The 24,706-nt window shown below is 58.1% G+C and carries 27 protein-coding genes; 11 read left to right on the top strand and 16 right to left on the bottom strand.

Translation table 11 applies throughout. The annotated features are described in order from the left end of the window. Window positions 1-49: 49 nt before the first annotated feature. The gene (locus QWY83_RS11670) at window positions 50-262 is read right to left on the bottom strand and encodes a hypothetical protein (RefSeq protein ID WP_249945757.1); all 213 of its coding nucleotides are present in this window, start codon (window positions 260-262) and stop codon (window positions 50-52) included. An 86-nt stretch (window positions 263-348) separates the two neighbouring features. Then, window positions 349-672: an ArsR/SmtB family transcription factor gene (locus QWY83_RS11665; protein WP_249945758.1), complete on the bottom strand. Its 324-nt coding sequence runs from the start codon at window positions 670-672 to the stop codon at window positions 349-351. A gap of 275 nt (window positions 673-947) precedes the next feature. On the opposite strand from QWY83_RS11665, the gene QWY83_RS11660 reads away from it, so the two are divergent. The 3 genes from QWY83_RS11660 to QWY83_RS11650 are packed head-to-tail and all read left to right on the top strand — an operon-like array spanning window position 948 to window position 2,257. Then, window positions 948-1,391 carry a YeeE/YedE family protein gene (locus tag QWY83_RS11660; RefSeq protein WP_249945759.1) on the top strand — a complete coding sequence of 148 codons (444 nt, stop codon included), beginning with the start codon at window positions 948-950 and terminating at the stop codon, window positions 1,389-1,391. Beyond that, window positions 1,391-1,822 (top strand): DUF6691 family protein, encoded by a 432-nt coding sequence (locus QWY83_RS11655; protein WP_249943536.1) that lies wholly within the window; start codon window positions 1,391-1,393, stop codon window positions 1,820-1,822. Before QWY83_RS11660 ends, QWY83_RS11655 begins: the two co-directional genes overlap by 1 nt. 9 nt (window positions 1,823-1,831) lie before the next feature. Beyond that, window positions 1,832-2,257 carry a protein tyrosine phosphatase family protein gene (locus QWY83_RS11650; protein ID WP_249945760.1) on the top strand — a complete coding sequence of 142 codons (426 nt, stop codon included), beginning with the start codon at window positions 1,832-1,834 and terminating at the stop codon, window positions 2,255-2,257. Here the strand turns inward: QWY83_RS11650 and QWY83_RS11645 are convergent. The 5 genes from QWY83_RS11645 to QWY83_RS11625 all read right to left on the bottom strand — a co-directional run bounded on the left by QWY83_RS11645 (window position 2,216) and on the right by QWY83_RS11625 (window position 7,866). Then, entirely contained in the window at window positions 2,216-3,115 is a 900-nt protein-coding gene (locus QWY83_RS11645; protein ID WP_249945761.1) for a FliM/FliN family flagellar motor switch protein, read from the bottom strand. The genes QWY83_RS11650 and QWY83_RS11645 overlap by 42 nt on opposite strands. Window positions 3,116-3,158: 43 nt before the next feature. Next, window positions 3,159-5,846, bottom strand: a complete 2,688-nt coding sequence (locus tag QWY83_RS11640; protein WP_249945762.1) for a sensor histidine kinase — start codon at window positions 5,844-5,846, stop codon at window positions 3,159-3,161. Beyond that, window positions 5,846-6,094 carry a hypothetical protein gene (locus tag QWY83_RS11635; protein ID WP_249945763.1) on the bottom strand — a complete coding sequence of 83 codons (249 nt, stop codon included), beginning with the start codon at window positions 6,092-6,094 and terminating at the stop codon, window positions 5,846-5,848. The genes QWY83_RS11640 and QWY83_RS11635 overlap by 1 nt, the downstream gene beginning before the upstream one ends. 5 nt (window positions 6,095-6,099) lie before the next feature. Continuing rightward, window positions 6,100-6,468, bottom strand: coding sequence for a response regulator transcription factor (locus QWY83_RS11630; protein ID WP_249945764.1), 369 nt, complete (start codon window positions 6,466-6,468; stop codon window positions 6,100-6,102). Window positions 6,469-6,543: 75 nt separating this feature from the next. After that, window positions 6,544-7,866: a short-chain fatty acyl-CoA regulator family protein gene (locus QWY83_RS11625; protein WP_353958952.1), complete on the bottom strand. Its 1,323-nt coding sequence runs from the start codon at window positions 7,864-7,866 to the stop codon at window positions 6,544-6,546. Window positions 7,867-8,052: 186 nt separating this feature from the next. Between QWY83_RS11625 and QWY83_RS11620 the strand changes: the two genes are divergently transcribed. The 8 genes from QWY83_RS11620 to aat all read left to right on the top strand — a co-directional run bounded on the left by QWY83_RS11620 (window position 8,053) and on the right by aat (window position 16,000). After that, window positions 8,053-9,396 carry a substrate-binding protein gene (locus QWY83_RS11620; RefSeq protein WP_249945765.1) on the top strand — a complete coding sequence of 448 codons (1,344 nt, stop codon included), beginning with the start codon at window positions 8,053-8,055 and terminating at the stop codon, window positions 9,394-9,396. A 95-nt stretch (window positions 9,397-9,491) separates the two neighbouring features. Beyond that, a complete protein-coding gene (locus tag QWY83_RS11615; RefSeq protein ID WP_249945766.1) occupies window positions 9,492-10,514 on the top strand; it encodes a branched-chain amino acid ABC transporter permease in 1,023 nt (340 codons plus the stop codon). Window positions 10,515-10,517: 3 nt separating this feature from the next. Continuing rightward, window positions 10,518-11,708, top strand: a complete 1,191-nt coding sequence (locus tag QWY83_RS11610; RefSeq protein ID WP_105235608.1) for a branched-chain amino acid ABC transporter permease — start codon at window positions 10,518-10,520, stop codon at window positions 11,706-11,708. Window positions 11,709-11,720: 12 nt separating this feature from the next. After that, window positions 11,721-12,479: an ABC transporter ATP-binding protein gene (locus QWY83_RS11605; protein ID WP_105235609.1), complete on the top strand. Its 759-nt coding sequence runs from the start codon at window positions 11,721-11,723 to the stop codon at window positions 12,477-12,479. A gap of 11 nt (window positions 12,480-12,490) precedes the next feature. After that, on the top strand, window positions 12,491-13,240 hold the full coding sequence (locus QWY83_RS11600; RefSeq protein WP_067548220.1) for an ABC transporter ATP-binding protein: 750 nt from the start codon (window positions 12,491-12,493) through the stop codon (window positions 13,238-13,240). 193 nt (window positions 13,241-13,433) lie between these two features. Further along, window positions 13,434-13,928 (top strand): acetyl-CoA carboxylase biotin carboxyl carrier protein, encoded by a 495-nt coding sequence (accB, locus tag QWY83_RS11595; protein ID WP_067548223.1) that lies wholly within the window; start codon window positions 13,434-13,436, stop codon window positions 13,926-13,928. A gap of 11 nt (window positions 13,929-13,939) precedes the next feature. Further along, window positions 13,940-15,283 carry an acetyl-CoA carboxylase biotin carboxylase subunit gene (accC, locus tag QWY83_RS11590; protein WP_249945767.1) on the top strand — a complete coding sequence of 448 codons (1,344 nt, stop codon included), beginning with the start codon at window positions 13,940-13,942 and terminating at the stop codon, window positions 15,281-15,283. Between the two features lie 66 nt (window positions 15,284-15,349). Further along, window positions 15,350-16,000, top strand: coding sequence for a leucyl/phenylalanyl-tRNA--protein transferase (aat, locus tag QWY83_RS11585; RefSeq protein WP_249945768.1), 651 nt, complete (start codon window positions 15,350-15,352; stop codon window positions 15,998-16,000). On the opposite strand, the gene QWY83_RS11580 is transcribed toward aat, so the two are convergent. The 9 genes from QWY83_RS11580 to QWY83_RS11540 all read right to left on the bottom strand — a co-directional run bounded on the left by QWY83_RS11580 (window position 15,964) and on the right by QWY83_RS11540 (window position 24,675). Continuing rightward, window positions 15,964-16,317, bottom strand: coding sequence for a DUF2155 domain-containing protein (locus QWY83_RS11580; protein WP_249945769.1), 354 nt, complete (start codon window positions 16,315-16,317; stop codon window positions 15,964-15,966). The two genes, aat and QWY83_RS11580, sit on opposite strands and share 37 nt — an antisense overlap. After that, on the bottom strand, window positions 16,317-16,778 hold the full coding sequence (mlaD, locus tag QWY83_RS11575) for an outer membrane lipid asymmetry maintenance protein MlaD (protein ID WP_105235613.1): 462 nt from the start codon (window positions 16,776-16,778) through the stop codon (window positions 16,317-16,319). The genes QWY83_RS11580 and mlaD overlap by 1 nt, the downstream gene beginning before the upstream one ends. Window positions 16,779-16,790: 12 nt before the next feature. Continuing rightward, a complete protein-coding gene (locus QWY83_RS11570; protein ID WP_105235614.1) occupies window positions 16,791-17,174 on the bottom strand; it encodes an NADH:ubiquinone oxidoreductase subunit NDUFA12 in 384 nt (127 codons plus the stop codon). Window positions 17,175-17,256: 82 nt separating this feature from the next. Continuing rightward, window positions 17,257-17,616 carry a RidA family protein gene (locus QWY83_RS11565; protein WP_249945770.1) on the bottom strand — a complete coding sequence of 120 codons (360 nt, stop codon included), beginning with the start codon at window positions 17,614-17,616 and terminating at the stop codon, window positions 17,257-17,259. A gap of 123 nt (window positions 17,617-17,739) precedes the next feature. Next, window positions 17,740-19,008: an ATP-dependent Clp protease ATP-binding subunit ClpX gene (gene clpX, locus QWY83_RS11560; protein WP_249945771.1), complete on the bottom strand. Its 1,269-nt coding sequence runs from the start codon at window positions 19,006-19,008 to the stop codon at window positions 17,740-17,742. Between the two features lie 113 nt (window positions 19,009-19,121). Then, window positions 19,122-19,742, bottom strand: a complete 621-nt coding sequence (locus tag QWY83_RS11555) for an ATP-dependent Clp protease proteolytic subunit (RefSeq protein ID WP_067548249.1) — start codon at window positions 19,740-19,742, stop codon at window positions 19,122-19,124. Between the two features lie 210 nt (window positions 19,743-19,952). Next, complete coding sequence (locus tag QWY83_RS11550; RefSeq protein WP_105235616.1) at window positions 19,953-21,122, bottom strand: beta-barrel domain-containing protein; 1,170 nt, start codon at window positions 21,120-21,122, stop codon at window positions 19,953-19,955. Continuing rightward, window positions 21,122-23,353, bottom strand: a complete 2,232-nt coding sequence (locus QWY83_RS11545; protein ID WP_249945772.1) for an ATP-binding cassette domain-containing protein — start codon at window positions 23,351-23,353, stop codon at window positions 21,122-21,124. The genes QWY83_RS11550 and QWY83_RS11545 overlap by 1 nt, the downstream gene beginning before the upstream one ends. Beyond that, window positions 23,350-24,675 carry a TolC family protein gene (locus tag QWY83_RS11540; protein ID WP_249945773.1) on the bottom strand — a complete coding sequence of 442 codons (1,326 nt, stop codon included), beginning with the start codon at window positions 24,673-24,675 and terminating at the stop codon, window positions 23,350-23,352. The genes QWY83_RS11545 and QWY83_RS11540 overlap by 4 nt, the downstream gene beginning before the upstream one ends. Window positions 24,676-24,706: the final 31 nt, after the last annotated feature.

Genomic DNA, 24,706 nt, shown 5'->3' with positions numbered 1-24,706 from the left:
AGGCATTTCGCAGGAATTCACGCTTTTTTCGTCGCCTCAGCGCCACATCCTAGATCGGCATATTGTCGAATTGGGCTTCGACGGCTTCGTCGATCAGGCGCATATCCAGATCCTGTAGACGTGGCGGAACAGGGACGCCTTCGTTCGACATTTGTTTTAGGATCGCATGATATTCGGGCTGAAGCCGATGCCGATGCGCGGCATCGCGCTGCATGTCGTCAAGGATGGCGTAGAGTTTTGCTTCGAGTTCGTGCTGTGTCATGTCCGCTCCTCTTGGGTCGGTCAGCGGGACTGCCCCGCTGTATGACCCAAGGTAACGCCGCGCGGATTACCGCGCCATGACACACGTCAATGTGCGGCAGGAACCGGACAGAAGACTTCGTACAGACGTTCCAGGATCGGACCAACGCGCGGGTCCGCCAAACGGTAACGAATGGTGCGGCCTTCACGATCGCAAGAGACCAAGCCCTCGGACCGCATACGTGCCAACTGACCCGACACATAGGACTGCGACGCACCGAGCATCTCTTCGAGCTCGCCAACACACCGCTCTCCGGGAAGAAGAGCGCAAAGAATACGCAAGCGAGCGGGGTTCGAAAGAACCTTCATCACTTCTGCTGCTTCGTCTGCTGCCTTATCCATGGCCTCCGCCGTGATTGCCAGATCGTCCATTACGTCCTCATAAATTTAATAACCCACATATTAAACTATTGCAATACGTGACCAGTGCTCTATTTTCAGTGCCAGACGAGCTAGCAAAGAATCTGGTCAGGACCGCTGCAATGTCCAATACGCCAAAGGTTCGGCTTCGTCCGCGATTGTAACGCAGATAACGCGAAACACATTGTATTTCAAATATAACGACGCTGAAAGGTGTCGTTCCTTATGTGTAAATGGGTCGTTTGCCCACTCTCGCCAACTCTTGGGAACTAAACAGGACAAAAAATATGCAGATTGAATGGATCTTCGGCCTTGCCGGAGGTGTGCTCATTGGATTGGGCGGTGCCGTATACCTTTTGGTGAACGGGCGCATCATGGGGGCATCGGGCATCATCGGTGGAATCGTTGACGGCAGCGCAGGCAGCCAAAAGGCCGAACGCGCGTGGTTCCTTGCTGGCCTTTTCGGTGTCCCGACCGTGCTCGCCCTCCTCTTTGGCAACCTACAAGGTGACGGCCCTGCACAAACCTATGCCACCGAAAACCTCTGGGCGGTCGTCGTGGCTGGCCTCTTGGTCGGCGTCGGCACTCGGATCGCGAATGGATGCACCTCGGGCCATGGCGTCTGCGGTATCTCCCGCCTGTCGCTGCGTGGCATCGTTGCCACCGTCTTTTACATCGTCGCAGGCGGCTTTGGCGTGATCCTGTTCAAACATTTGCTGGGGTGGGTGTAATGCGCAATCTCTTTTCCGCGATTTCTGGCGGCCTCTTTGGTGCTGGCCTTTTCGTTTCTGGCATGACCGACACCCGTAAGGTCCAAGGCTGGCTCGACGTGTTCGGCGAATGGGACCCGACGCTTGCCTTTGTGATGGGTGGCGCGATCATTCCGATGTTCTTTGCGTGGCGTTGGACCGAAGGGCGTATGCCCGCCTTGGGGGGTATGTTCCCGCCGAAACCGAATCCGGTGATCGGTCGCAACCTCGTCCTCGGGTCCACTCTGTTCGGATTCGGCTGGGGTCTGGTCGGCCTTTGCCCCGGTCCGTCGATTGCTTCGCTCTATTATGGTGGCATTCAGGGTACAGTTTTCGTCCTCGCGATGGGCGCAGGCATGTGGTTCGCACCTTCGATCAAAGCACGTCTGGACGGAGCCGCTCCGGCGGTTTAATCCTGCGCTATGGATATACGCACGATCACTGACAGCTATGCTGTGACCCCGCAAATCACCCCCGAAGACCTCGACGCGATCAAAGCGGCAGGGTTCGTGGCGGTTATCAATAACCGCCCCGATTCGGAGATCCCGCCGGAGTGGCAGTCTGACGCGATGAAGATCGCCGTTGAGGGCGCAGGATTGACCTATTTGGTCAACCCCGTCACCCACGCAGGGCTGAACATGGACATGGTCGCGTTGCAGATGGCGACCATCGACTCCGCTGGTGGGCCTGTGCTGGCCTATTGCGCATCGGGCACACGGTCGTCGATCGTTTGGTCCTTGGGTATGGCAGGCAAAATGCCGACCGAAGCGATCATCAACGCGACTGCACGTGCGGGCTATGACCTCTCAGGTCTCGCCGCCCGTATCGATGGCCTTGCTGAGGGGTAAGGGCGCGGCCTGACGGGGCGGTTCTGCCACCGTCACCTCTGACAATTGCGCGGGCTGCGCGGGTTCAATCCGCACGGCCCGTTGCCCCGCCATCTGGCCCAAACGGCCCATGGCGACACAGGTTCCATCTGGCCCTTCCAGACGCACAGAACCGACCGTCGCCCCGTAAAGCGGCACAACATCCCCCACAGACAAACCTTCGACCTGCGCTAGCGGCAGCGAAATCCGTGCGAGAATGCCGTTCAGTTGCGCGTGAGTATCTAGAACCGACTGACGCAAGTTATTGGACCATTGGGTCGACGGTTCTTTGGCCTGCGGTTTCGGCGCTGGAGGCAGCGCAACCACCAACTCAGCCGCGCGGGAAGTGTCGCCAAATCTAACCGCGAACCGCACCACCCTATAGGTCGTCGCGGCCAATATCATAGGCACCTGACGCGGTGTGGGGATCGATGCGCCGATCGTCACCGCCGTGAGCCAGTCGACCAGATCGGTGTCCGCCAAGCCTCCCATAAGGTGATCAAAACAGGTGGCCAAGAACGGCAAACACAACGCGCGATCTGTGGCGGTCATTGGACGCGCTGCCGTCTCACGATCCACCACACGACCAATGGTCTGTATCTGCGTCAGCGCCGCGACGAGCGTTGGATCACAGGCCAACAGCCCCACAGCGATCCCACGGTCGAGCCCGATGATTACCCCGTTGGAGAGTGACGCCGCGAGGTCGTCCACATCAACCTCGGACAACGCAACATCGACGGACACAGGAACACCAAACACCCGATCATAGGCCCGCACGACCGCCAACCGCAAGGCGCGGTCGGGCGTCCCAACTGGTGCATCGGGGGGCTTGCGTAACATGCGGTGTAAGACGGGCGTATCCATGGCCCGCCGACATTATCCCTCAACGTGTTAGCGCGGGGTTAACGGCGGCTGGCAAAACGACACGAAACGCAGCACCACCCTGCCCCGGAAGGTAAGTGATTGTACCACCCAAGCGGGTCATAATCTCGCGACAAATGGCGAGGCCGAGGCCCGCACCGCCTGCTTTGCGATGATCGGAGAGCCGCGAGAACTTCTCAAAGATTACCTGTTGGTTCTCTTTGGTGATCCCCGCGCCGTTGTCGATGAAATCAACGACCCATTCGCCCGCGACCTTGCGCGGTTCAATTCGCAGAACAGGACGCTTTGCATCGCAGTATTTCCCAGCGTTTGCGATGAGATTGATGAACACCTGCGTCAGACGATCCAGATCGGTGTAGAGCGGAATGGTCTCTTCGCCATCGCGCCGTTTCACCGTGATCGCCGTGGGGCTATGCGCCGTCGCCGAAACCGCGCGATCAATGACTGTCTTAAGGTTGCCTTGCGCCATGTTCAGCGTCACCTGACCGTTTTCCAACACGCTGAGGTCCAGAAGGTCATCGAGCAAGCGGGTCAACCGCATCGCCTCATCATGGATGATGCCCGAATATTTCGACAGTTCATCGTCTGACATTCCGCCTTCGCGCAGGATTTCAGAGAAGGATCGGATCGAGGTCATCGGCGTCCGCAGTTCGTGGCTGATCTGGGATAGGAAGGCGTCCTTCTGGATCGACAATTGGGTGAGCTTTTCATTGGCATCGCGCAGCTGGCGGGCGGTGCGCTCTTGCTCTGCCGACTTTTGCTCCAGTCGGTTGGAATATTCCATGATCTGCGCAGCCTCGTCCGCCACGGCGATCAGGTCCTCAACGGACACGGACGCACCTTGGATGAATTGACCAACCATCGCGTGGGCTGTTGCGGCCCCCACCGACCCTGCCAATTCCCGCTCTAGGTTTTGGACGAACTCTGGCGTCACCTCGGGCAGATAGCCCGCCTTACCCTGCCGCTGCGCCTCTTGCTGGAACAGAACCTGCGCCTCGTTCGAACCAAGGATACGCTGCGCCATAATCAACAAATCTTCGGCCTCAGCCGTTGAGGTCGTCCACGCCCGCGCCCCTTCGGAGTGCTCAAAGATGTTGACGAATTGCGCGCCCTGCAACCGCTCCAACGGCTGCGGGAAGGTCAAGACAGAGCCAAAGAAGAACGCGACAGAATTGAGCAGCATCGACCACATCAGCGCATGGATCAACGGGTCGATTTCCGTGATCCCAAAGAGCGCCTGCGGACGGAGCGCCGCAATCCCGAACGGCCCATGATCAATGACAGTTTGTGGCAGGATGCCATCAGGCCCAAAGGAGGGCAGGAACAGTGACCATGCCCAGATGACAAAGCCAACGGTGATGCCTGCCACTGCGCCCCAACGGGTCGCACCACGCCAGAAAATCCCGCCGATCATCGCGGGGAGCACCTGCACGACGCCTGCGAATGAGATCAGACCGATGGCGGCGAGTGCTTCACCGCCACCCGAAAGACGGAAGTAAATGTAACCGAGCAGCAGAACACCCGCGATGGACAGGCGGCGCGCGCCGATCACCAACTGACGGATATCGCCAGAGACCACCGCCCCCGGCCCTTTGGACGAAAGCCAGAGCGGCGTCACGATGTGGTTCGAAATCATCGTCGCCAGCGCGATCGTTGCCACAATCACCATTGAGGTCGCGGACGAGAACCCGCCAAGGAACGAGAAGATCGCCAAGCCGTCGAGCCCTTGGCTCAGCGGGATGGTCAGAACGAACAAGTCGGGGTTGGACCCCTCAGGCAGGATTTTCAGACCCACCACCGCAATCGGCACGACGAAAAGGCTCATCGTCAGGAGGTAGAGAGGAAAGGCCCAACTGGCGGTGATCAGGTTCTTTTCATCGGCGTTTTCGACGACCAGAACCTGAAACATACGCGGCAGGGTCAGAAATGCAGCGCCTGAGAGGAACGTCAGGCCCACCCAGCGGCCGCTGGATTGCTGCCATTGCGCGATGTCAGATGTGTCGATCAGGTCGATCATCGGGCCAAAGCCGCCCGCAACGCCCCAGACCACAAAGACCCCAACCGCGACCAAGGCGCAGAGTTTCACCACCGCTTCGACCGCGATCGCCATCACGATCCCGTGGTGACGTTCGTTCGCATCAAGGTTCCGCGTACCAAAGATAATCGTAAACACGGCAAGGCCCAAGGCGACCCATAGGGCGGAGCGGGTGAGGTCTTCGCTCAACCAACTGTCGCCCGCCGCATCGGCGAAGACTGCGAACGACAGTGTGACAGACTGGAGCTGCAGCGCGAGGTAGGGCGTGGCGGCCACCACCATCAACAGCGTCACCATCACGCCCAGCGCGGTCGATTTCCCGAACCGCGATGACACGAGGTCTGCAATTGATGTGATCCGCTGGCTGCGTCCGATCCGCACCAATTTGCGAAGAACCCACCACCAGCCGATCATCACAACCGTCGGGCCGAGGTAGATCGTCAGATACTCTAGCCCCGACCGCGCCGCATAGCCCACCGCGCCGTAAAACGTCCAAGCCGTGCAATAGATCGACAGGGAGAGCGTATAGATCCACGGTGACCGCAGCCACGCGCCCGACCCCTTTTCCGCGCTTCGTTCGGCGGCAAAGGCGATGACGAAAAGGAACGCGACATAGGCGAGCGCCACAGCCAGCAGGAGGTTAAACGACACCATCAGCGATCATCGCTCCGATCAGTGGCCAGAAATCGGGCGATCCCCGCCGAAACGCCCAGAGCGCAGAACCAGACCGTAAAGAGATAGATCAGCGCATCCGCTGTGCCTAGTTCGCCATTTCGGTCCCACAATAGCGGAATACAGAAAAGAATCCCGATTAGAACCGGCAGCACACGCGCCACGTCACGCATACGGCGGCGGCGATATCCTGCGCGTTCGAGAAAGGTATTTTTGGTAGGCCGCGCCATCGCGCTTAGTCACGCACCAAGGCGCGCACGCTTTCCAGAACTTCAGCGTTCGAAAACGGTTTGGTCATGAATTGCGTCACTCCGAGCCGTTCAGCCATTTCGCGGTCGCGGGTTTGGCCCCGCGCGGTCAGCATCAGAACGGGCAAGTCTGTGGTTTGGGGGGACTCGCGCAGGTCGCGCAGAATGTCAAAGCCGCTTTTGCCAGGCAGCATCACATCCAGAATGATCAAGTCGGGCGGTGTCGCGGTGATCCGTTCGTTGGCGGTTTCACCATCGGAATGGGTATGCACGGTCCACCCGTCTCGCGACAGGATAAAGCTGATCGCTTCAATGATGTTCGGTTCATCTTCGATGACCAAAACCCGTTTTGCCATTCCTCAGCCCCTCCCAAGACGTCGGTTTCCGCCTGACTATCACCGTAATAGGCGCCACTGTCAAAGCTGTGATTGTTAAACCGCATCCTCGTTCAAGATCGACGGTTCGCGGCGGGCGCGGCAACCACTGCGGGGACAAATTCGGCAGGATGTGCCGACAGGATCTGCAGGACCGCCCGAGGGTGTCACCGACCGCACCAGCATGACGGCCTCCATCGTTGCGGGCGCGTCAAAGCTCGCGGCACCTGCGGGGGACGCAATCGCATAGCAACGGAACCGCCCGCCACTCTCTACCGGCAACTGCACGTCGCGTCGAATGGGCTGCATCGGTTGGCTAAAAGCGCGGAACAGTGGCCAGAGCGGACAGGCTGCCGCCGCACGGGGCAAGCCGAAACCAGAAACCTGACGCTGCAATGTAATCGCCCCCGCCGCATCGCAGATCACGAGGCCAAAGGCGGGATGGCCGCTTTCGGACGGCAAAGTCGCGAGCCGTCGCATCGCCGCCGCCAAAGGCACGCCAAAACGACCCGCCAACAGCGCGGGATCATGACCCACCTCAATCGCTGCCGCCGAGAACTCCTTCAGCGGCATTGTTTCAGCATCGGCGAGGTAGCGCGTCCGATAATCTGACAAGAGGGCCGAAGCCGCCTTGGACCGTAGCATCGGCGCACGTTGGGGCGCCCCATCGCCCTCAAGATACGGCAAGTGGAACCCCTGCGCATCGAGGTAGGTTTCTAATTCTTCTTGAGGGGACAGGGACGCGGTGCCCTCTTCGCTCGGCGCATCGAGGTAGGACACAAGCGCCCGCGAGGCTTCGGCCAAACGTTGACTGTCCTCATATATATTACGGTGGAACCGACGTTCCCAATCGCGGTCAATGTCGTCATCACTGACAAGGATCGACGCCGCAGATCGGATCGAGGTCACTGACGAAATCACCTCGTGCAAGGATGTCGCCAGCTGAGGATCGTGGGCCAGTCGGTCGGTCAACACTTTGACCCGCGCCTCTAGTTCATCGATCCGCTTATCCTGACGCACAACGAGCGAAGCCCAACCGATGAAACGGCCCGCGAAGTCTTCTGTCCGCGACACCTCTGCCCCAGCGGCCCGATCCCGCGCAGCAGAAGCGCGCAACTGATCCAAGAGCGCCGTTTCCGCCCCTTCGGTCAGCGCAGATGGGTCTACTTGCATCGCCCGCGCGAGGTCGTTGAGCAGTTTTCCCGCGATTCTGCGACGGTTGTGTTCGATCAAATTCAGGTAGGAGGCCGATATTCCGACCGCATTTGCCAGATCTGTTTGTCGTATACCAAGGTCGACACGCCGTTCGCGAATTCGGGACCCTGTTAACTGGCGCTGCACCATCGTGATTCCTTCAACGTTTTCAGTCTGTTTCCGCACCTGCGAGAAAACGATTTTACAACGTATACCACAGCATTGTGATTTTCTTTACAAAAAAATCATTATATCCAAGTGACTTGTTGCCCGATTTTCGAAACTCCCTTGATAATGACCTTGCATGTAAAAATGCTTTTCGCATCGGGAAGGAGGAGCCCGGCGCGGATTTTCACAATAGGGAGGATAATAATGTCCAATAAATTCTCGCGTCGTGGCGTGCTGAAGTCTGGCGCTATCGCCGGCTCTGGCCTGCTTCTGCCGACTTACCTACGCGCTGAAAGCCACAGCGGCTTTACTAATGCCCCAACAGGCAGCGAAGTCGTGTTTGGTTTCAACGTTCCGCAAACTGGCCCCTACTCTGAGGAAGGTCTCGACGAACTGCGCGCATTCCAGCTCGCTGTTGAGCACCTGAACGGCGAAGGCGACGGCGGTATGCTGAACACCTTCTCGTCCAAAGCACTCGATGGCGCTGGTATCCTGGGCAAGAAAGTGACCTTCGTCACTGGTGACACCCAGACCAAATCTGACGTTGCACGTGCATCCGCACAGTCGATGATCCAGAAAGACGGCGCTGTGATGATCACTGGCGGTTCGTCCTCGGGCGTGGCTGTTGCTGTTCAGGGTCTGTGTCAAGAAGCTGGCGTGATCTTCATGGCCGCTCTGACCCACTCGAACGACACAACCGGTAAAGACCGCAAGGCAAACGGTTTCCGTCACTTCTTTAACGCCTACATGTCGGGTGCTGCTCTGGCTCCGGTTCTGGGCAGCGCCTATGGCACCGAGCGTCGCGCGTATCACCTCACCGCTGACTACACTTGGGGCTGGACACAGGAAGAGTCGATCGCGGCATCCACCGAAGCTCTCGGCTGGCAGACCGTTGAGAAGGTTCGCACGCCAGTTGGCGCAGGCGACTTCTCGTCCTACATCGCGCCAGTTCTGAACTCGGGCGCAGATGTTCTGATCCTGAACCACTACGGCGGGGACATGGTGAACTCGCTGTCGCAAGCAGTTCAGTTCGGTCTTCGTGACAAGATGGTGAACGGCAAGCAGTTCGAAATCGTTGTTCCGCTCTACTCGGAACTGATGGCGGCTGGTGCTGGCTCTAACATCCAAGGCGTATACGGTTCGATGAACTGGAACTGGCAGCTGCAAGACGCTGGCACCCAGGCCTTCGTAAAATCGTTCGGCGAAAAATATGGCCGTCCGCCGTCAAACGCTGCACACACCTCGTATGTTCAGACCCTGCTCTATGCAGATGCTGTAACCCGCGCAGGTACCTTCAACCCATGTGGCGTTGTCGAAGCTCTCGAAGATTTCGAATTCGACGGCATGGGCAACGGTCCGGTTCTGTACCGCGGTGCGGACCACCAGTGCTTCAAAGACGTTCTGGTTATGAAGGGCGCAGAGAACCCGACCAACGAATACGACACGCTGGAAATCGTTGAAACGACCCCGCGTGCTCAGGTCGAATACGAACCGGATCACCCGATGTTCGCCGGTGGCGACCTCGGTCAGTGTAACCCGGGCGCTTAATCACCACTCACATAGGCCGGTCGCGCACAATGCGCGGCCGGTTCGCCCCCGTCAACGCACGGGGGTTTAGCCACTCCCAAGACAGGGCGGGGACAATGGACGCTATTATCCTGCAGTTTTTCAATGGCCTTGAAAAAGGCTCGGCCTACGCGCTGATCGCGTTGGGCCTTACTCTCATCTTCGGCACATTGGGTGTTGTGAACTTTGCGCACGGTGCGCTGTTCATGATCGGCGCCTTCTGCGCTGTGACCTTGCGAAAGGTTTTCGAAATTTCGAAAGTCTCGCTCGATCCGACCAAGACCGACTTCTTGGGCAAACCTCTCGAGGTTAAGACACCCTATGTCGAGGCATGGTTCGGCGAGACCGTCGGGTCTGCGATGATCAACTATTCCGTGCCGCTGGCCATCCTACTGACCATCCCCGTGATGCTCTTTGTCGGTTGGGCGATGGAGCGCGGACTGATCAAACACTTCTACAAACGCCCCCACGCGGACCAGATCCTTGTGACCTTTGGTCTGGCGATCGTGCTGCAAGAGATCGTGAAGTATTTCTTTGGCGCGAACCCAATCCAGATGATGGCACCGTCCGACTATTCGGGCACCGTGAACATTGGTGCGATGTTGGGCATGGATATCTTCTATCCTGTGTGGCGTTTGGTTTACTTCTTCTTCTCGGCTGTGATCATCGGCGGCGTCTTTGCCTTCCTTCAGTTCACCACCTTCGGGATGGTTGTTCGCGCAGGTATGGCTGACCGTGAAACGGTGGGCCTTCTAGGGATCGACATCGACAAACGCTTTACCCTGATGTTCGGCCTCGCTGCTGGCGTCGCGGGTCTGGCGGGTGTGATGTATACGCCAATCCTGTCGCCCAACTACCACATGGGTATGGACTTCCTCGTGCTGTCCTTTGTTGTGGTGGTTGTGGGTGGCATGGGTTCGCTTCCGGGCGCTGTGGCTGCGGGCTTCCTCTTGGGCATTCTGCAGTCCTTTGCATCGCTCAACGAAGTCAAAGCGATCATCCCCGGCATCGACCAGATCATCATCTACCTCGTCGCCATCGTCATTCTACTTACCCGTCCACGTGGCCTCATGGGTCGCAAGGGCGTGATGGAGGACTAATCCATGTTCGGCTTGAACCAAAAAGACACCAAATTCCTGCTGATCGTGGTCGCGCTGACCTTGCTGACGCCGTTCCTTTTGAACCCTTTCCCGACGGATAGCGCGATGGCGCAGTTCAACGCAGGCTATCCTGCGCTGATGCAGCGATTTGCGATCTACGGCCTGATGGCGATCGGATTTAACATCCTGTTCGGTCTGACGGGCTACCTGTCGTTCGGTCACGCAGCCTTTCTGGGTGTGGGGTCCTACTCTGCCGTCTGGATGTTCAAACTCCTGTCGATGAACATCCTGCCTGCTATCATCCTCGCGATGATCGTATCGGGCCTCTTCGCTTTAGCTATCGGTTACATCAGCTTGCGCCGTTCGGGCATCTACTTCTCGATCCTGACGCTTGCGTTTGCAGAGATGAGCTACCGACTGGCCTACTCGGTTCTGACACCGATCACCAACGGCGAAACGGGCCTTCAGCTAAACCTGAACGACCCGCGTATCCTCGACGGTGCGGCGGATACCAGCTCTTTGCCTGTGCCGGGTCTGTTCGGCATGAAGATGAACAGCACCTACACGCTGGACATCGGCGCATGGAGCTTTGACTTCAACGTGGGCTTCTACGTCTGCGCGGTCATCGCGATCCTTGGCTTCTACATGTCGCTGCGGATTTTCCGTTCGCCGTTCGGCATGATGCTGCGCGCGGTAAAATCGAACCAGCAGCGTATGAACTACACGGGTCTGAACTCGCGTCCCTACACGCTGGCAGCTTTCGTGATCTCTGGCATCTATGCTGGTCTGGCTGGCGCGTTGCTGGCTGCGATGGACCCGCTGGCTGGTGCAGAGCGTATGCAGTGGACTGCGTCGGGCGAGGTTGTTCTGATGACCATCCTCGGTGGTGCGGGCACCCTTATGGGTCCTGTGCTGGGCGCTGGCTTCATCAAATACTGCGAAAACATCTTCTCAAAGATCAACGAAACCATCCTGCACAGCTGGTTCAGCTTCTTGCCGGATAGCCTCGAGTCGGTCGTCGTTTGGTTCTTTGCCCGCTTTGTGGGTGAAGGCTGGCACCTGACCTTGGGCGTGCTGTTCATGCTGATCGTTATCTTCTTGCCGGGCGGCCTCGTTGAGGGTGGCCAGCGGATTGCCTCTTGGTGGAAAAACCGTGGCAAAGACGAAGATTCCTCTAACCAGCCTGCCGAATAAGGAGAGAAACCAATGGGTATTCTTGAAGTCAAAGGCGTCAACAAACGCTTCGGCGGGTTGCAGGCACTGGGTGATGTGAACCTGTCCGTTAAGGAAAACACGGTTCACGCCATCATCGGTCCGAACGGCGCCGGTAAATCGACCCTGCTCAACTGTCTGGTTGGCAAATTGATCCCCGACTCTGGTTCGGTCATGTTTGACGGTCAGTCGGTGCTGGGCCGCAAACCGCACGAGATCAACCAGATGGGCATTTCCCGCGTGTTCCAAACACCGGAAATCTTTAGCGACCTGTCGGTGATCGAGAACGTGATGATCCCCTGCTTTGCAAAGCGTGATGGGGCGTTCCGTATGCATGCTATCGAAACCGTCGAGTCTGAAAAGGACATCGTCGAGATGGCAGAGCAGATGCTCTTGGATGTGAACATGCAAGACAAACGCAACATGCATGCAGGTAGCCTATCGCGCGGTGACAAACGTCGTTTGGAAATGGCGATGTGTCTGGTGCAGAACCCGAAACTCTTGCTGCTCGACGAACCGACCGCAGGGATGGCGCGTGCTGATACCAACAACACCATCGATCTTCTGAAAGAGATCAAGGCGAAGCGCGACATCACCATGGCGATCATCGAACATGACATGCACGTTGTGTTCTCGCTTGCGGAACGGATCACGGTTCTCGCTCAGGGCACGCCCTTGATCGAAGAAACGCCAGAAAACATCAAAGGCCACCCCAAAGTGCGTGAAGCGTACTTGGGCGAAGCACAGGTCTAAGGGGGCTGATCATGAACAAACCGTTCGACAAAAACGTCAACAACGCCGCCACCCATGCCAAATACCTCAGCGTATGGGACATTCAGGCCTACTACGGCGAAAGCTATATCGTGCAAGGCGTCAGCTTTGACATCCACGAGGGCGAAATCCTCGCGCTCTTGGGCCGTAACGGTGCGGGCAAAACATCGACCTTGCGGGCCATTGCACGCATGGACGATCCTGCGCTGAAACACGGTGAGATCTGGCTCGACCACCAGCCGCTGCACCTGATGAAATCGCATCAGGCTGCTGCTGCGGGTATCGGCCTCGTGCCCGAAGATCGTTGCATCATCCCCGGTCTGACGGTCGAAGAGAACCTGAAGCTCGCACAGATCGCACCGCCAATCGGCTGGTCGCTGGAACGCATCTACGAACTGTTCCCGCGCCTCAAAGAGCGCCGCACCCAAGAGGGCATCACCCTTTCGGGCGGCGAACAGCAGATGCTCGCGATTGCGCGCGCCTTGGCCCGTGACATCAAAGTTCTGCTTCTTGATGAACCCTATGAGGGCCTCGCCCCTGTGATCGTCCAAGAGATCGCAAAGACGCTCAAAATCATCCGTGACCAAGGCATCACAACGATCATCGTGGAACAGAACGCCGTCGCTGCGCTTAAATTGGCGGACCGCGCGGTGATCCTCGACACGGGCACGGTGGTGTTTGATGGCTCGGCCCAAGAGGTCCTCGAAGACGAGGCCTTGCGGTCCAAGTATCTGGCGATCTGATACGTTATTGCGCAAACATCAAAGGTTGCGACATTTTCTTGCAGGCCCGACCCGACGGTTGGGCCTGTTTGCCGTTTATTACCCCCGAAAGGCTACGCCTAACGCTTTCCAGCCTCTATTCATTGGCGTATAAGCCAGAACCAACCGCACTTTTTCAGGGCGGACGCAACGTAATGGCAAGGGCCGAGAAAAGATGAGCAAAGAACGCAGCCACGACGGCGATGTGGATTTTATCCGCGCATTGGCAGAACTCCTCCGCGAAAATGACCTCACCGAATTGGAAGTCGTCCGCGAATATGGCGACAACGACAGCCTGAACGTTCGGGTAAGCCGTCAGCAGCAAATCGTTCAGACGATGGCAATGCCTGCTGCGCCTGCTGCTGCCGCTGCACCTGCTGCTGCACCCGCCGCTGCTGCGCCTGTTGCTGCTGCCAATGACGATCCTGCATCGCACCCGGGCACTGTGACTTCGCCGATGGTTGGTACCGCTTACCTCGCTGCTGAACCCGGTGCTGCACCCTTCGTCACCGTCGGTCAGACCGTGAACGAAGGCGACACGCTTCTGATCATCGAAGCGATGAAAACAATGAACCAGATCCCGTCGCCAAAATCCGGCAAGATCAAGACGATCATTGTTGCTGACGGTTCGCCGGTCGATTTCGGTGCTCCGCTCGTTATCATCGAATAAGGCTGCGCCCCATGTTCGATAAAATCCTCATTGCGAACCGTGGCGAGATTGCCCTTCGGGTCGTGCGCGCCTGCCGCGAGATGGGTATCAAATCGGTTGCGGTCCACTCGACCGCTGACGCTGATGCGATGCACGTCCGTATGGCAGACGAAGCGATCTGTATTGGACCGCCCTCTTCCACCGCATCCTACCTGAACTTCCCCGCGATCATCTCCGCTTGTGAAATCTCGGGCGCTCAGGCGATCCACCCAGGCTATGGCTTCCTCTCGGAAAACGCGGCCTTTGTTCAGATCGTCGAAGATCACGACCTGACCTTTATCGGTCCCTCGGCGGAACACATCCGCATGATGGGCGATAAGATCACCGCAAAAGAAACCGCTGAAAAGCTGGGCATCCCAGTTGTTCCGGGCTCTGCGGGTGGCGTGCCTGACATTGCTTCCGCGAAAAAAGCGGCCGCTGACATGGGCTACCCTGTCATCATCAAAGCGACCGCTGGTGGCGGTGGCCGCGGGATGAAAGTGGCAAAGGACGAGAAAGAGCTGGAAACCGCCTTCTCGACCGCACGTTCTGAAGCGAAAGCCGCATTTGGCAACGCCGAAGTCTACATGGAGAAATACCTCCAAAAGCCGCGCCACATTGAGGTGCAGGTCTTTGGCGACGGTATGGGCGGCGGCGTTCACCTTGGTGAGCGTGATTGTTCGCTCCAGCGTCGTCACCAAAAGGTCTTTGAAGAGGCCCCTGGCCCTTGCATCACTGCAGAAGAGCGCGCCCGTATCGGTGGCATCTGTGCTGAGGCAATCGGCAAAATGGGCTATTCGGGCGCTGGCACGATTGAGTTCCTCTATGAGGACGGAGAGTTCTATTTCATCGAAATGAACACCCGCCTTCAGGTGGAACACCCCGTGACCGAAGGCATCTTTGGCGTCGACCTCGTGCGTGAACAGATCCGCGTTGCTGCAAAGCAGGGCCTGTCGTTCACCCAAGACGACCTCAAGATCAACGGCCACGCGATTGAGGTTCGGATCAACGCTGAAAAGCTCCCGAACTTTAGCCCCTGCCCCGGTAAGATCACGCAGTATCACGCGCCGGGTGGTCTGGGCGTTCGGATGGATTCCGCGCTCTATGACGGCTATTCGATCCCGCCCTATTACGACAGCTTGATCGGGAAACTGATCGTGCATGGCCGCGACCGTCCCGAAGCCTTGGCCCGTCTTAACCGTGCCTTGGGCGAACTGATCGTTGATGGCGTCGATACCACCATCCCGCTGTTCCACGCACTCCTTGCGGAACCGGATGTGCAGTCAGGGAATTACAACATCCACTGGCTGGAAAAATGGCTCGAAGCCAACACCTGATTTAAAAGGGCGCGCTACCACAGCGCGCCCTTTTTCTATGCCGCAACTGTGCCTATGGTGCGCATTATGCGTGACGAAGCCCCTGCCCTGACACCTGAACTCTTGCTCAACGCCTATGCGTCGGGCGTGTTCCCCATGTCAGAGTCCCGCGATGATCCAGAGGTGTTCTGGGTCGATCCACGGTTTCGCGGCATCATCCCTATCGGCGGGTTCCACATCTCGCGCAGCCTCGCCAAACGGATGCGGCGGGGCGGGTTCAGGGTCAGCTTTGACACAGCGTTCGAGCAGGTCGTAGAGGGCTGCGCTGACCGTGATGAGACATGGATCAGCGATACCATCTTTGCGCTCTACAGCGCGCTCTATAAGGCTGGCTTTGCCCATTCGGTCGAGGTCTGGGAGGGCGATACCCTGATCGGTGGCAGCTACGGCGTGGCCTTAGGTGGGGCCTATTTCGGGGAGAGCATGTTTTCGCGCCACACCGATGCGTCCAAAATCGCGCTGGCATGGCTGATCGACCGACTACGGCTCGACGGGTTCACCCTGTTCGACACGCAATTCCTGACGCCGCATTTGGCATCCTTGGGCGGGATCGAAATCCCACGTGGTGAATATCGGAAACGGTTGAAAGCGGCTCTGGCAGAGCCCGCACGGTTTAATGCTGAAGCCCCGATAGAGCGTGCTTATTCAGTGATACAGCGCAGCACCCAAACGTCGTAGCGCGGGTGGTCCATCGCATTGAGCGCGGGGGCCGAGGCAATCATCCAGCCCGAAAACGCGGGCGTCGCGTTGTCGCGATACATCACGGTCACTTCGGCATAGGCATCGCCCGATGGGTTGTCGGTGGGATAGCGACATTCGCCCAATGTTACCGTGAGGTGGCCCAAGGTTGTCGCCTCGCCAGAGGCCAGAACCAGATCGCTCACCACGCCTGTGATTTTGTCCAAGACGCGCAATTCGCCTTTCGGCGCAACGCTCACCTCTTGGGCCGCAACGGGCGCTGCACAGAGCGCGAGGGCAAAGGCCAGCGCGCGCATCAGTTCGTGCTTCCGCTATCGCCAGAGCCAGAAACGAACTTCAGCAAGAGGTTCATCAGGCTGACTGAGCCTTGGGTGTCGAGGATTTCTTCACCCGGCTGGTAGTTGTCGAATGACGCACCCGGCAGAATCTCAACAAAGTTGCCGCCAAGCAGACCCTCGGACGCGATCACAGCCGTGCTGTCATTCGGAACAGGCACGCCGTCACGCATCGACAGAACGGTCGTGGCGCGGAATAATTCGGTATCGAGCTTGATATCGCTGACGGTGCCGACCTTCACGCCGACCATGCGCACGTCTGTGCCGACGCTGACGCCTTCAATCGAACGGAAGCTGGCGTTCAGCGCGTAATCCGATCCACCCGACGCGAAATCGGTGAACTTGGACGCATAGCCCAAAAAGCCGACCGCCACGGCAAGAACCGCGGCGCCGACAAGTGTCTCTGTGGTGTGATTAGCCATGGGGCGAGCTCCTTATTCGGGCTGCCATGCCTCGTAATCGGCACGCTCTGCCGGCTGTGCGCGGCGGATCGAACCAGCCGGAGCATAGGCCATCGCGGTGCCTGTCAGGTTTTCCTGATGCGGCTTTTCCCACGGCTTGTGGTTCAACGGAACCTCGCTCGGCGGGGTGTCGAATGTGCGGTGCAGCCAGCCGTGCCAGTCAGGATCGATGCGCGAGGCTTCGATCTCTCCATTGAAGATCACCCAACGGCGGGAATCATCACGGGTCTTGTAGAAAATGTTGCCCTGCGAATCTTCGCCAACTTTGACGCCTTTGCGCCAAGTAAACAGTTGGGTGCCAATGGTTTGTCCGTCCCACCAAGTCAGCAGGCGTTTGATGATGTTCAGAAGGCCCATGGACCGCTCCCTTAAATCGACACTTGGGTTATGTCGCAACGGGCACCAAAGGTCCAGTGCCCGCCGCGCCGCAAAGGGGATTTTAGCCTGCGAGTGCAGTCACTTCGATCTCGATCCGGTATTTCGGGTCGATCAGATTGCATTCGACCATGGTCGCTGCGGGTGGGTTTGCGCCGAATACCTCGCGCAGGGTCGGCCAGCAGGGTTCGAACTCTGCCGCGTCAGGGAGGTAGTAGGTCACACGAACGGTCTTGGTCAGGTCGCTGCCAGCTTCTTTGAGTGCGTTCGAAATGGTGGTCAGCGCGGCCTTGCACTGTTCAACCACATCGTCGCCCTGCCCAACGGTGCCAGCAACGTGGACAAACCCACCAGCCACAACAGCGCGGCAGTAGCCGATTTTTTCTTCAAACGGGCTGCCCGTGAAAATGCGTTTCATCGTCATTTGGATGATCCTTTATTGGCGTTGCCGTTGCGTTAGAACCAAACGCAGGGCGTTTCAATATGGATTGTGAGCAACGAAAAAGGCCGCCCAATTTGGACGGCCTTATTTCAGAATATCGTTGCCTTAGCTAGCGCTGGCTTTTTCGCTCTTTGCGTCATCTTCAAAGATCATCAGCGGTTTGGCATCAGGGCCAACTGCCTCTTCGTTGACGACGACTTCGGTGACGTTTTCCATGCCCGGCAGGTCAAACATCGTATCGAGCAGGATGTCTTCCATGATGGAGCGAAGACCACGTGCGCCTGTCTTGCGCTCGATGGCCTTTTTCGCGATGGCGCGCAGGGCATCATCGGTAAAGGTCAGGTCAACGCCCTCAATCTCGAACAGTTTCTGGTATTGTTTGACCAGAGCGTTCTTTGGTTGAGTCAGGATGATGATCAGCGCGTCCTCGTCTAGATCGGTGAGGGTTGCGATCACAGGCAGACGGCCCACGAATTCAGGGATCAGACCGAATTTGAGCAGATCTTCGGGTTCGAGTTCTTTAAAAATCTCGCCCACGCCACGGTCGTCGTTCTCTTTGACGGCAGCACCAAAGCCGATCCCAGAGCCCTTACCACGCTGCGCGATGATCTTATCAAGGCCCGCGAACGCACCACCACAGATGAACAGAATGTTCGTGGTGTCGACCTGCAGGAATTCCTGTTGCGGATGTTTACGGCCACCCTGCGGCGGAACCGATGCAACGGTGCCTTCCATGATCTTAAGCAGAGCCTGCTGCACGCCCTCGCCTGATACGTCACGGGTGATGGACGGATTGTCAGACTTGCGGGTGATCTTATCGACCTCGTCGATGTAAACGATGCCGCGCTGTGCGCGCTCAACGTTGTATTCCGACGCCTGAAGCAGTTTCAGGATGATGTTCTCAACGTCCTCACCCACGTAACCCGCTTCGGTCAGGGTGGTGGCGTCGGCCATGGTGAACGGCACATCAAGGATACGCGCCAGCGTCTGGGCAAGCAGCGTTTTACCGCAACCCGTCGGGCCGATCAGCATGATGTTCGATTTCGCCAGTTCGATCTCACCAGCTTTGCCAGAGTGATGCAGGCGTTTGTAGTGGTTATGCACCGCAACAGAGAGCACGCGCTTTGCGTGTTCCTGACCGATCACATAGTCGTCCAGAACCTTGCAGATATCGCGCGGTGTGGGCACGCCTTCGGTGGTTTTGAGGCCCGACGACTTTGTCTCTTCGCGGATGATATCCATGCAGAGTTCGACGCATTCATCACAAATGAACACGGTCGGTCCTGCGATCAGCTTGCGCACCTCATGCTGACTCTTACCGCAGAAGCTGCAGTAGAGGGTGTTTTTGCTGTCGCTGCCTGTCGTATTCGCCATACTGGTTCCCCTGGGCGTCTGTCGTCGTTGTAAACGGTCCGGTGCCTTTGAAGTCCGAGACTATGGCAGGCCGGACCGGTCCACAACGCCAAAAAGTAATAACAAAGGGCGGATTATTCCGCCGCTTCGCCGCGGTTCTGCAGGATCTCGTCGATGTGACCCCAATCTTTTGCTTCTTGCGGCGACATAAAGTTGTCGCGCTCCAGCGCCTTCTCAACTACCTCAAGCGGCTGTCCAGTGTGGTGGACATAGAGTTGATACAGCTGGTTGCGGATTTTCTGGGTTTCTTGGGCGTGGATCATAATGTCCGTCGCCTGCCCCTGATAACCGCCAGAAGGCTGGTGCACCATGATACGTGCGTTTGGCAGGGCAAAGCGCATACCTTTTTCGCCCGCCATCGACAGGACCGACCCCATCGACGCAGCCTGACCCACAACGAGGGTCGAAACCTTGGGACGGATGTACTGCATGGTGTCGTAGATCGACAGACCAGCGGTCACAACGCCACCGGGGCTGTTGATATACATGCTGATTTCTTTTTTCGGGTTTTCCGATTCAAGGAACAGAAGCTGCGCAACGATCAGCTGCGCCATGCCGTCATGCACCGGACCGTTCACGAAAATGATGCGTTCCTTCAGGAGGCGCGAGAAAATATCGTAAGCACGTTCGCCACGCGCGGTTTGTTCGACAACCATGGGCACAAGGTTGGCATAGGTCTCGATCGGGTCTCTCATCATCACTGCCTCGAATTGGGGACGCGCACGTCGATAACACGGGTTTTCCAAACAGAGTCTTAGTGGTCAGTTAGGGGGGCTTCAAGCCCAGCTGCCCGCTTTGCTCACTTTGGTCCTGCTTCCTATGGTGGGAAAAGGTCAATGAAACACAAATACAGGGGCCAAAGGGCCCCTGCTGTTGTCAAAAAATGTCGTGATGGATTTGCGGACTTAACGTTCGCGCAGCGCCTCTGACCCGCGATAAAGCGGTTTCGTGAGATATTGCAGCACGGTTTTCCCACCAGTGTGCAATTCGACCGTCGCCTGCATGCCCGGACGAATCTCAATCTCGCGCTGGCGATCGGTCAGATTAGAGAGATCGACACGCAACGTCACCTTATAGTGCGGCGGAATATCGGGACGACGGTCGTCCTTGAACGTGTCCGCCGAAATAAAATCTACCGTCGCGTTCAGGGTGCCGTAGATCGTGTAATCATAGGCCGAGAGTTTGATATTCGCATCTTGCCCTGTGCGGACGTTCGCAATGTCCTCGGGTTTGACATGGGCCTCAACGAACAACTCGTCGTCCAATGGAATGATCTGGAAAATCTCTTCCCCCGGACGGACAACGCCGCCAATGGTCGTGACGGCAAGGTTATTCACCACCCCCCGCATCGGCGCGACGATGACCGTGCGGTTCAGTTGGTCCTGAGCCATGCGCAACTCTTGGGTCAGGGTGCCGATGATTTGCAGCACCTCTGAGTATTCATTCGCCCGCTCCAACTCGGCTCCTGTCACGATGTCGTTGTAGCGGTTTTGCGCGTCCGAATGTGCCTTACGCGCGTTCGTCACCTCGAACAGCGCGACGATCTCGCGGCGATACATATCCTCCATCGAGGCCAATTCGCGCTCTGTCTCACGCAGGACCGCCTGCGCCCCGCTGATACGGCTCTGATAGTCCGCCTGACGCGCCTGAAGAAGCGCGCGCTCAGACGCGACAGTCGTCGGGCTGTGCTGTGCGAAAATCGGTGCCACCTCGAAATCGGTCTGCCCCGCCATCTCTGCCTCTAAGCGGGTACGGCGGATACTTGCGGCCACGAGTTGATCGGCAAGGTCATCCACAGCCGCCTGAAACTGCGTCCCACGCAGCCGTGCGAGCACCTGACCCGGTTCAACAACGGAGCCTTCGCTGACTAAAAGCTCAGCGAGGATACCGCCTTCGAGGTTCTGAACGATCTGCGGGCGGGCAGCGGAAATGATCTGACCATCGGCACGGACGATTTCATCAACCCACGCAAACTTTGCCCAGATCAGGAACACCAGAACGGTCGCCACAACAAGCCAGATGATACGGCTAGAGGAACCGAGACCTTTTTCGAATTCTGCGTCTACCGTTGCCATTAGCCTGCTACCTTTTTGTTGCGCAGATGGGCCACGACTTCGTCACGAGGGCCATCGACGGCCAAACGGCCATTTTGCAGAATAACGGTGCGCCCCGTCAGTTGCAGGATCGGCACGCGGTGCGTCGCGATGATCGCAGTGCGCTGACCGAGCCAATGGTCGAGACGAGACACCAGTGTCGCCTCCAGCGTCTGGTCGAGCGCTGCAGTCGGTTCGTCCAGCAAACAGACCTTGGGATCCTGAAGCCACAACCGTGCCCAGCCAATCGACTGACGTTGACCGACGGACAGGCCCTGCCCCGCGTCCGAAATCGGCATATCGAGGCCTTTGGGATGCGAACGCACAAACGGACCAAGCCCCGCAAAATCGAGCGATTTCAGCAAACGTTCGTCATCGCGTTCGAGCATCGTCATATTGAGGTTATCGCGTAGGGTGCCTGCAAACAGACGCACCTCTTGCCCGAGGTAGCCAACATTTCGACGCAGGTCGCGCGGCATGATCTGGCCCATATCAACCCCGTCGAGCATCACGCGACCACCCGTTGGCGGATAGAGACCCGACAGGATTTTGAGCAGCGTGGATTTCCCCGACCCGTTCGCACCGAGGATCGCAACCCGTTGTCCTGCTTCGATTTTGAGCGACGAGATATCGACCACGCGGTCGCTGTCTTCGTCGTATTTGAACATCAGATCGCGTAGCTCGAACGCACCATCGACGGTGTCGCGGCGCAGGTAGCTGCGGGTCTCATCCATGTCTTGCGGTGCATCTGCAACCTTATCCAAGGCATCCAGTGCGGCCTTCACATTCGACCAGCGTGCCATCGTCGCCGCCAATTGCGTCAAGGGGCCGAGCGTGCGGGAGGTCAGGATACCCACGGCGATAATCGTGCCGACGGTATATTCGCCCGAGAACACCATGAACGTGCCCGTCACAACTGCCGCAACATAGGTCGCTTGCTGGACGCCTTGGCTCCAGAACGTAAGGGTCGAGGCCAGTTTGCGCTGTTCTGATGTGGCCAGAGAGTTCAGCGCCGACAGTTCGGTCCACTGACGGCGAAACCGATCCTCGCCGCGGGTGGCTTTGATCGTGTCGGATTCATAGACGATTTCGTGCAAAAGGCGGTTTGCCTTTGTGCTCGCACCTTGGGTCTGGCGGGTCAGCGCGATCATCTTGCGCTGCAAGACAAAGCTCGGCGCGACCATGAGGACACCACCCGCAAAGAGCACCCAAACCACGTTGCCACCAATCGACGCCACAAGCGCAAGGAACAGCACGATAAACGGCAGATCGGTCAGCGTGCCGATGGTCGAGGCGGTAAAAAATTCGCGGATCGACCCAAATTCACGCACAGCGGAAAACGTCTGCGACGGGGAGTTCGCGGCACCCGCTTTCATGCCCAGCACTTTATCAACGAGGAGCTGTTGCACTTTCATTTCAATCTGACGCCCTGCCCCGTCCATCAGACGGGCGCGTGCAATGCGTAGGAAGGCTTCCAAGATCATCGCGAGGCCAGCGCCAATGGCCAGAACCCAAAGGGTGGCGGTGGATTGGTGCGGGATCACGCGGTCATAGACCTGCAAGGAAAAGAGCGCGATCGCCACAGCCAAAAGGTTCGCAACGAATGACCCAACAGCCACTTCGGCCACGTGACGGCGGAAGCGTTTCAATTCGCCCCAGAACCAGTGGGCCTTTTTGTCCTTTTCCGCATGGCGACGGGTCAGTTCACTCACCGCAACATCGGCACGCACAATCGTGCCCGTGAACACAGGCATGAATTCAGACAGCGGCACCTCTGCACGGTTCCCGTCGCAAGTGGTGTCATAGATAAAGAACGTATTGCCCTGCTGTTCGAGCACCAGAACCATCTGGCCCGAGGTCATCTCGGCCAGCGCGGGCCAGAGCGTGTTCACGGGCGTTGCGATCTTTTTGACCTTCGCCACCAGACCAGAATCCGACAGCGCACCTGCGATCCCAGCTGATGTGATAGCATCACCATCAGCTGAGACGATTTTTTCCAACAAATCAGCGCGGATCACATCGACGCCCAAAAGCCCCGCATAAGTCGCGGCCAGATCGGCGCGAGCGCGAGCTTTGGGGGTAAAGCGATCCTCGTAATGGGGTTCAGGCGCGGCAGCGGTTTGCTCTGCCTGCGTTTTGTCAGCCGTGGTCAGGCGGGTCACCTTACCGCCACGGGTGGCATTGATATCAAAGGCCAATACTGGGCCGGTCATATCCGTTCTCCGTCAACAAGAGTGCCGTGGATCGCTGCAATTCGAAGTTCCACTTTGGCAATGTCATATTGAATGACCACGGCCGCACGTTCTGTGCGCACCTTGGTCTCGAAGACGCCCACCACGTCATTCACGGTTCGCTGCCCTTCGCGAAGTTGGGCGGCGAAAATGTCATAGTTCGCAGCCGCTTGGGCCGCGAGAGTTTGTGCCTGCGCCATTTGACGTTGCAGGCTACCCAGCTCGGCTTCCAATGCGCGCAAGTCGCGGTTGGTATCCTCGCGGGTTTGACCGACACGCGCACGCGCGGCGGCTTCTTGGGCTTCGACGGCACGCATCGCTGCGCCATTGCCGAAACCAAGGCCATTGGGAATGCCCACCCCAATGCCAAAATCTGATCCGTTGTTATTCACGGTGCCCGTTGCCGTCACACCCGGCAGGAACCCAGCCCGTTCGGCACGTGCGGCCGCGATGCCGCGCTGCGCCTCTGCCTCTGCCTTGAGCACGCTCAAGGGCAACGCATTCGCTGCTGAGGCCTGGATCGCGGTCAGGCCGTGCACGGTATCCAGCGGACGGGCCGCCATCGCGTTCAACTCTGCCATCGCGGCCAAGGATGCCTCTTGGTCAGACAGGAGGTCCGACCGCATCTGAGCGAGCTTTTGTTCCACGATCTGCAGGTCTGCGCGGTTCGACACGCCACCCCGCACTCGTTCGCTCATCACATAGGCGAAATGGTTCATCCGCTCCAAAGCGGCAGCGTTAACGCCTGCACGGGCCTGCATCGCCTCTGCGGTGATGTAGAGTTCGAGCGCATCCAGAACGCGACGATTGGTATCTTGGGCCAAGGCAACGGCAGCCACCTCAACATCGGCGGCAGCGTAGTCGCGTTCCGCCTTACGGCGCCCGTTGTCAAAAAGGGTCTGTTCCACGACGAGGCTCGCCACCACAGACCCCAGCGAGGTCAGGCTGACATTCGGGCCAAGCGACGGGAGCCAATTCGACGATGCGGCCTCTGCCCGCAGACGTGCGGCCCGCAGATCGGCCTCAGCCGCGCGGGAGTTCGCGTCGAGGACAGCACTTGCCACTTCGGCGTAAGGACCATCTGGCAAAATGGAACGACGATTGAGGAGGCCCGCAATAATCTCGGATTCCGTGCCGTTTTCCATTTGTGGGCTCAGCACGGATTGCGGTTGGGTATCTTCGGCGGGAGAGAGGAAATTAAACGCATTGCGTGTAACGCCAATGCCGCCCTCACCCGACCCCATGCATCCCGACAGGGCAGAGCCGAGCGCGAGCGCACCCAAAGCTTTGCCTATCGACCGCATGTTACCCACAACTACCTCAATTCTTCTGTCT

This window comes from Marivivens donghaensis (genome assembly GCF_030410045.1).
Taxonomy (GTDB): Bacteria; Pseudomonadota; Alphaproteobacteria; order Rhodobacterales; family Rhodobacteraceae; genus Marivivens; species Marivivens donghaensis.
This window is presented reverse-complemented; position numbering and strand designations above follow the sequence as displayed.

What these genes read in the sequence shown, in the direction of transcription:
- mlaD (WP_105235613.1), bottom strand. Translation starts at nt 16,778, where the DNA reads ATGGCTAATCACACCACAGAGACACTTGTCGGCGCCGCGGTTCTTGCC.
- QWY83_RS11610 (WP_105235608.1), top strand. Translation starts at nt 10,518, where the DNA reads ATGTTCGGCTTGAACCAAAAAGACACCAAATTCCTGCTGATCGTGGTC.
- QWY83_RS11620 (WP_249945765.1), top strand. Translation starts at nt 8,053, where the DNA reads ATGTCCAATAAATTCTCGCGTCGTGGCGTGCTGAAGTCTGGCGCTATC.
- aat (WP_249945768.1), top strand. Translation starts at nt 15,350, where the DNA reads ATGCGTGACGAAGCCCCTGCCCTGACACCTGAACTCTTGCTCAACGCC.
- QWY83_RS11655 (WP_249943536.1), top strand. Translation starts at nt 1,391, where the DNA reads ATGCGCAATCTCTTTTCCGCGATTTCTGGCGGCCTCTTTGGTGCTGGC.
- accC (WP_249945767.1), top strand. Translation starts at nt 13,940, where the DNA reads ATGTTCGATAAAATCCTCATTGCGAACCGTGGCGAGATTGCCCTTCGG.
- QWY83_RS11635 (WP_249945763.1), bottom strand. Translation starts at nt 6,094, where the DNA reads ATGGCGCGGCCTACCAAAAATACCTTTCTCGAACGCGCAGGATATCGC.
- QWY83_RS11580 (WP_249945769.1), bottom strand. Translation starts at nt 16,317, where the DNA reads ATGCGCGCGCTGGCCTTTGCCCTCGCGCTCTGTGCAGCGCCCGTTGCG.
- QWY83_RS11630 (WP_249945764.1), bottom strand. Translation starts at nt 6,468, where the DNA reads ATGGCAAAACGGGTTTTGGTCATCGAAGATGAACCGAACATCATTGAA.
- QWY83_RS11545 (WP_249945772.1), bottom strand. Translation starts at nt 23,353, where the DNA reads ATGACCGGCCCAGTATTGGCCTTTGATATCAATGCCACCCGTGGCGGT.
- clpX (WP_249945771.1), bottom strand. Translation starts at nt 19,008, where the DNA reads ATGGCGAATACGACAGGCAGCGACAGCAAAAACACCCTCTACTGCAGC.
- QWY83_RS11570 (WP_105235614.1), bottom strand. Translation starts at nt 17,174, where the DNA reads ATGGGCCTTCTGAACATCATCAAACGCCTGCTGACTTGGTGGGACGGA.
- QWY83_RS11550 (WP_105235616.1), bottom strand. Translation starts at nt 21,122, where the DNA reads ATGGCAACGGTAGACGCAGAATTCGAAAAAGGTCTCGGTTCCTCTAGC.
- QWY83_RS11650 (WP_249945760.1), top strand. Translation starts at nt 1,832, where the DNA reads ATGGATATACGCACGATCACTGACAGCTATGCTGTGACCCCGCAAATC.
- QWY83_RS11605 (WP_105235609.1), top strand. Translation starts at nt 11,721, where the DNA reads ATGGGTATTCTTGAAGTCAAAGGCGTCAACAAACGCTTCGGCGGGTTG.
- QWY83_RS11615 (WP_249945766.1), top strand. Translation starts at nt 9,492, where the DNA reads ATGGACGCTATTATCCTGCAGTTTTTCAATGGCCTTGAAAAAGGCTCG.
- QWY83_RS11645 (WP_249945761.1), bottom strand. Translation starts at nt 3,115, where the DNA reads ATGTTACGCAAGCCCCCCGATGCACCAGTTGGGACGCCCGACCGCGCC.
- QWY83_RS11540 (WP_249945773.1), bottom strand. Translation starts at nt 24,675, where the DNA reads ATGCGGTCGATAGGCAAAGCTTTGGGTGCGCTCGCGCTCGGCTCTGCC.
- QWY83_RS11670 (WP_249945757.1), bottom strand. Translation starts at nt 262, where the DNA reads ATGACACAGCACGAACTCGAAGCAAAACTCTACGCCATCCTTGACGAC.
- QWY83_RS11665 (WP_249945758.1), bottom strand. Translation starts at nt 672, where the DNA reads ATGGACGATCTGGCAATCACGGCGGAGGCCATGGATAAGGCAGCAGAC.
- QWY83_RS11565 (WP_249945770.1), bottom strand. Translation starts at nt 17,616, where the DNA reads ATGACGATGAAACGCATTTTCACGGGCAGCCCGTTTGAAGAAAAAATC.
- QWY83_RS11555 (WP_067548249.1), bottom strand. Translation starts at nt 19,742, where the DNA reads ATGAGAGACCCGATCGAGACCTATGCCAACCTTGTGCCCATGGTTGTC.
- QWY83_RS11600 (WP_067548220.1), top strand. Translation starts at nt 12,491, where the DNA reads ATGAACAAACCGTTCGACAAAAACGTCAACAACGCCGCCACCCATGCC.
- QWY83_RS11660 (WP_249945759.1), top strand. Translation starts at nt 948, where the DNA reads ATGCAGATTGAATGGATCTTCGGCCTTGCCGGAGGTGTGCTCATTGGA.
- accB (WP_067548223.1), top strand. Translation starts at nt 13,434, where the DNA reads ATGAGCAAAGAACGCAGCCACGACGGCGATGTGGATTTTATCCGCGCA.
- QWY83_RS11640 (WP_249945762.1), bottom strand. Translation starts at nt 5,846, where the DNA reads ATGGTGTCGTTTAACCTCCTGCTGGCTGTGGCGCTCGCCTATGTCGCG.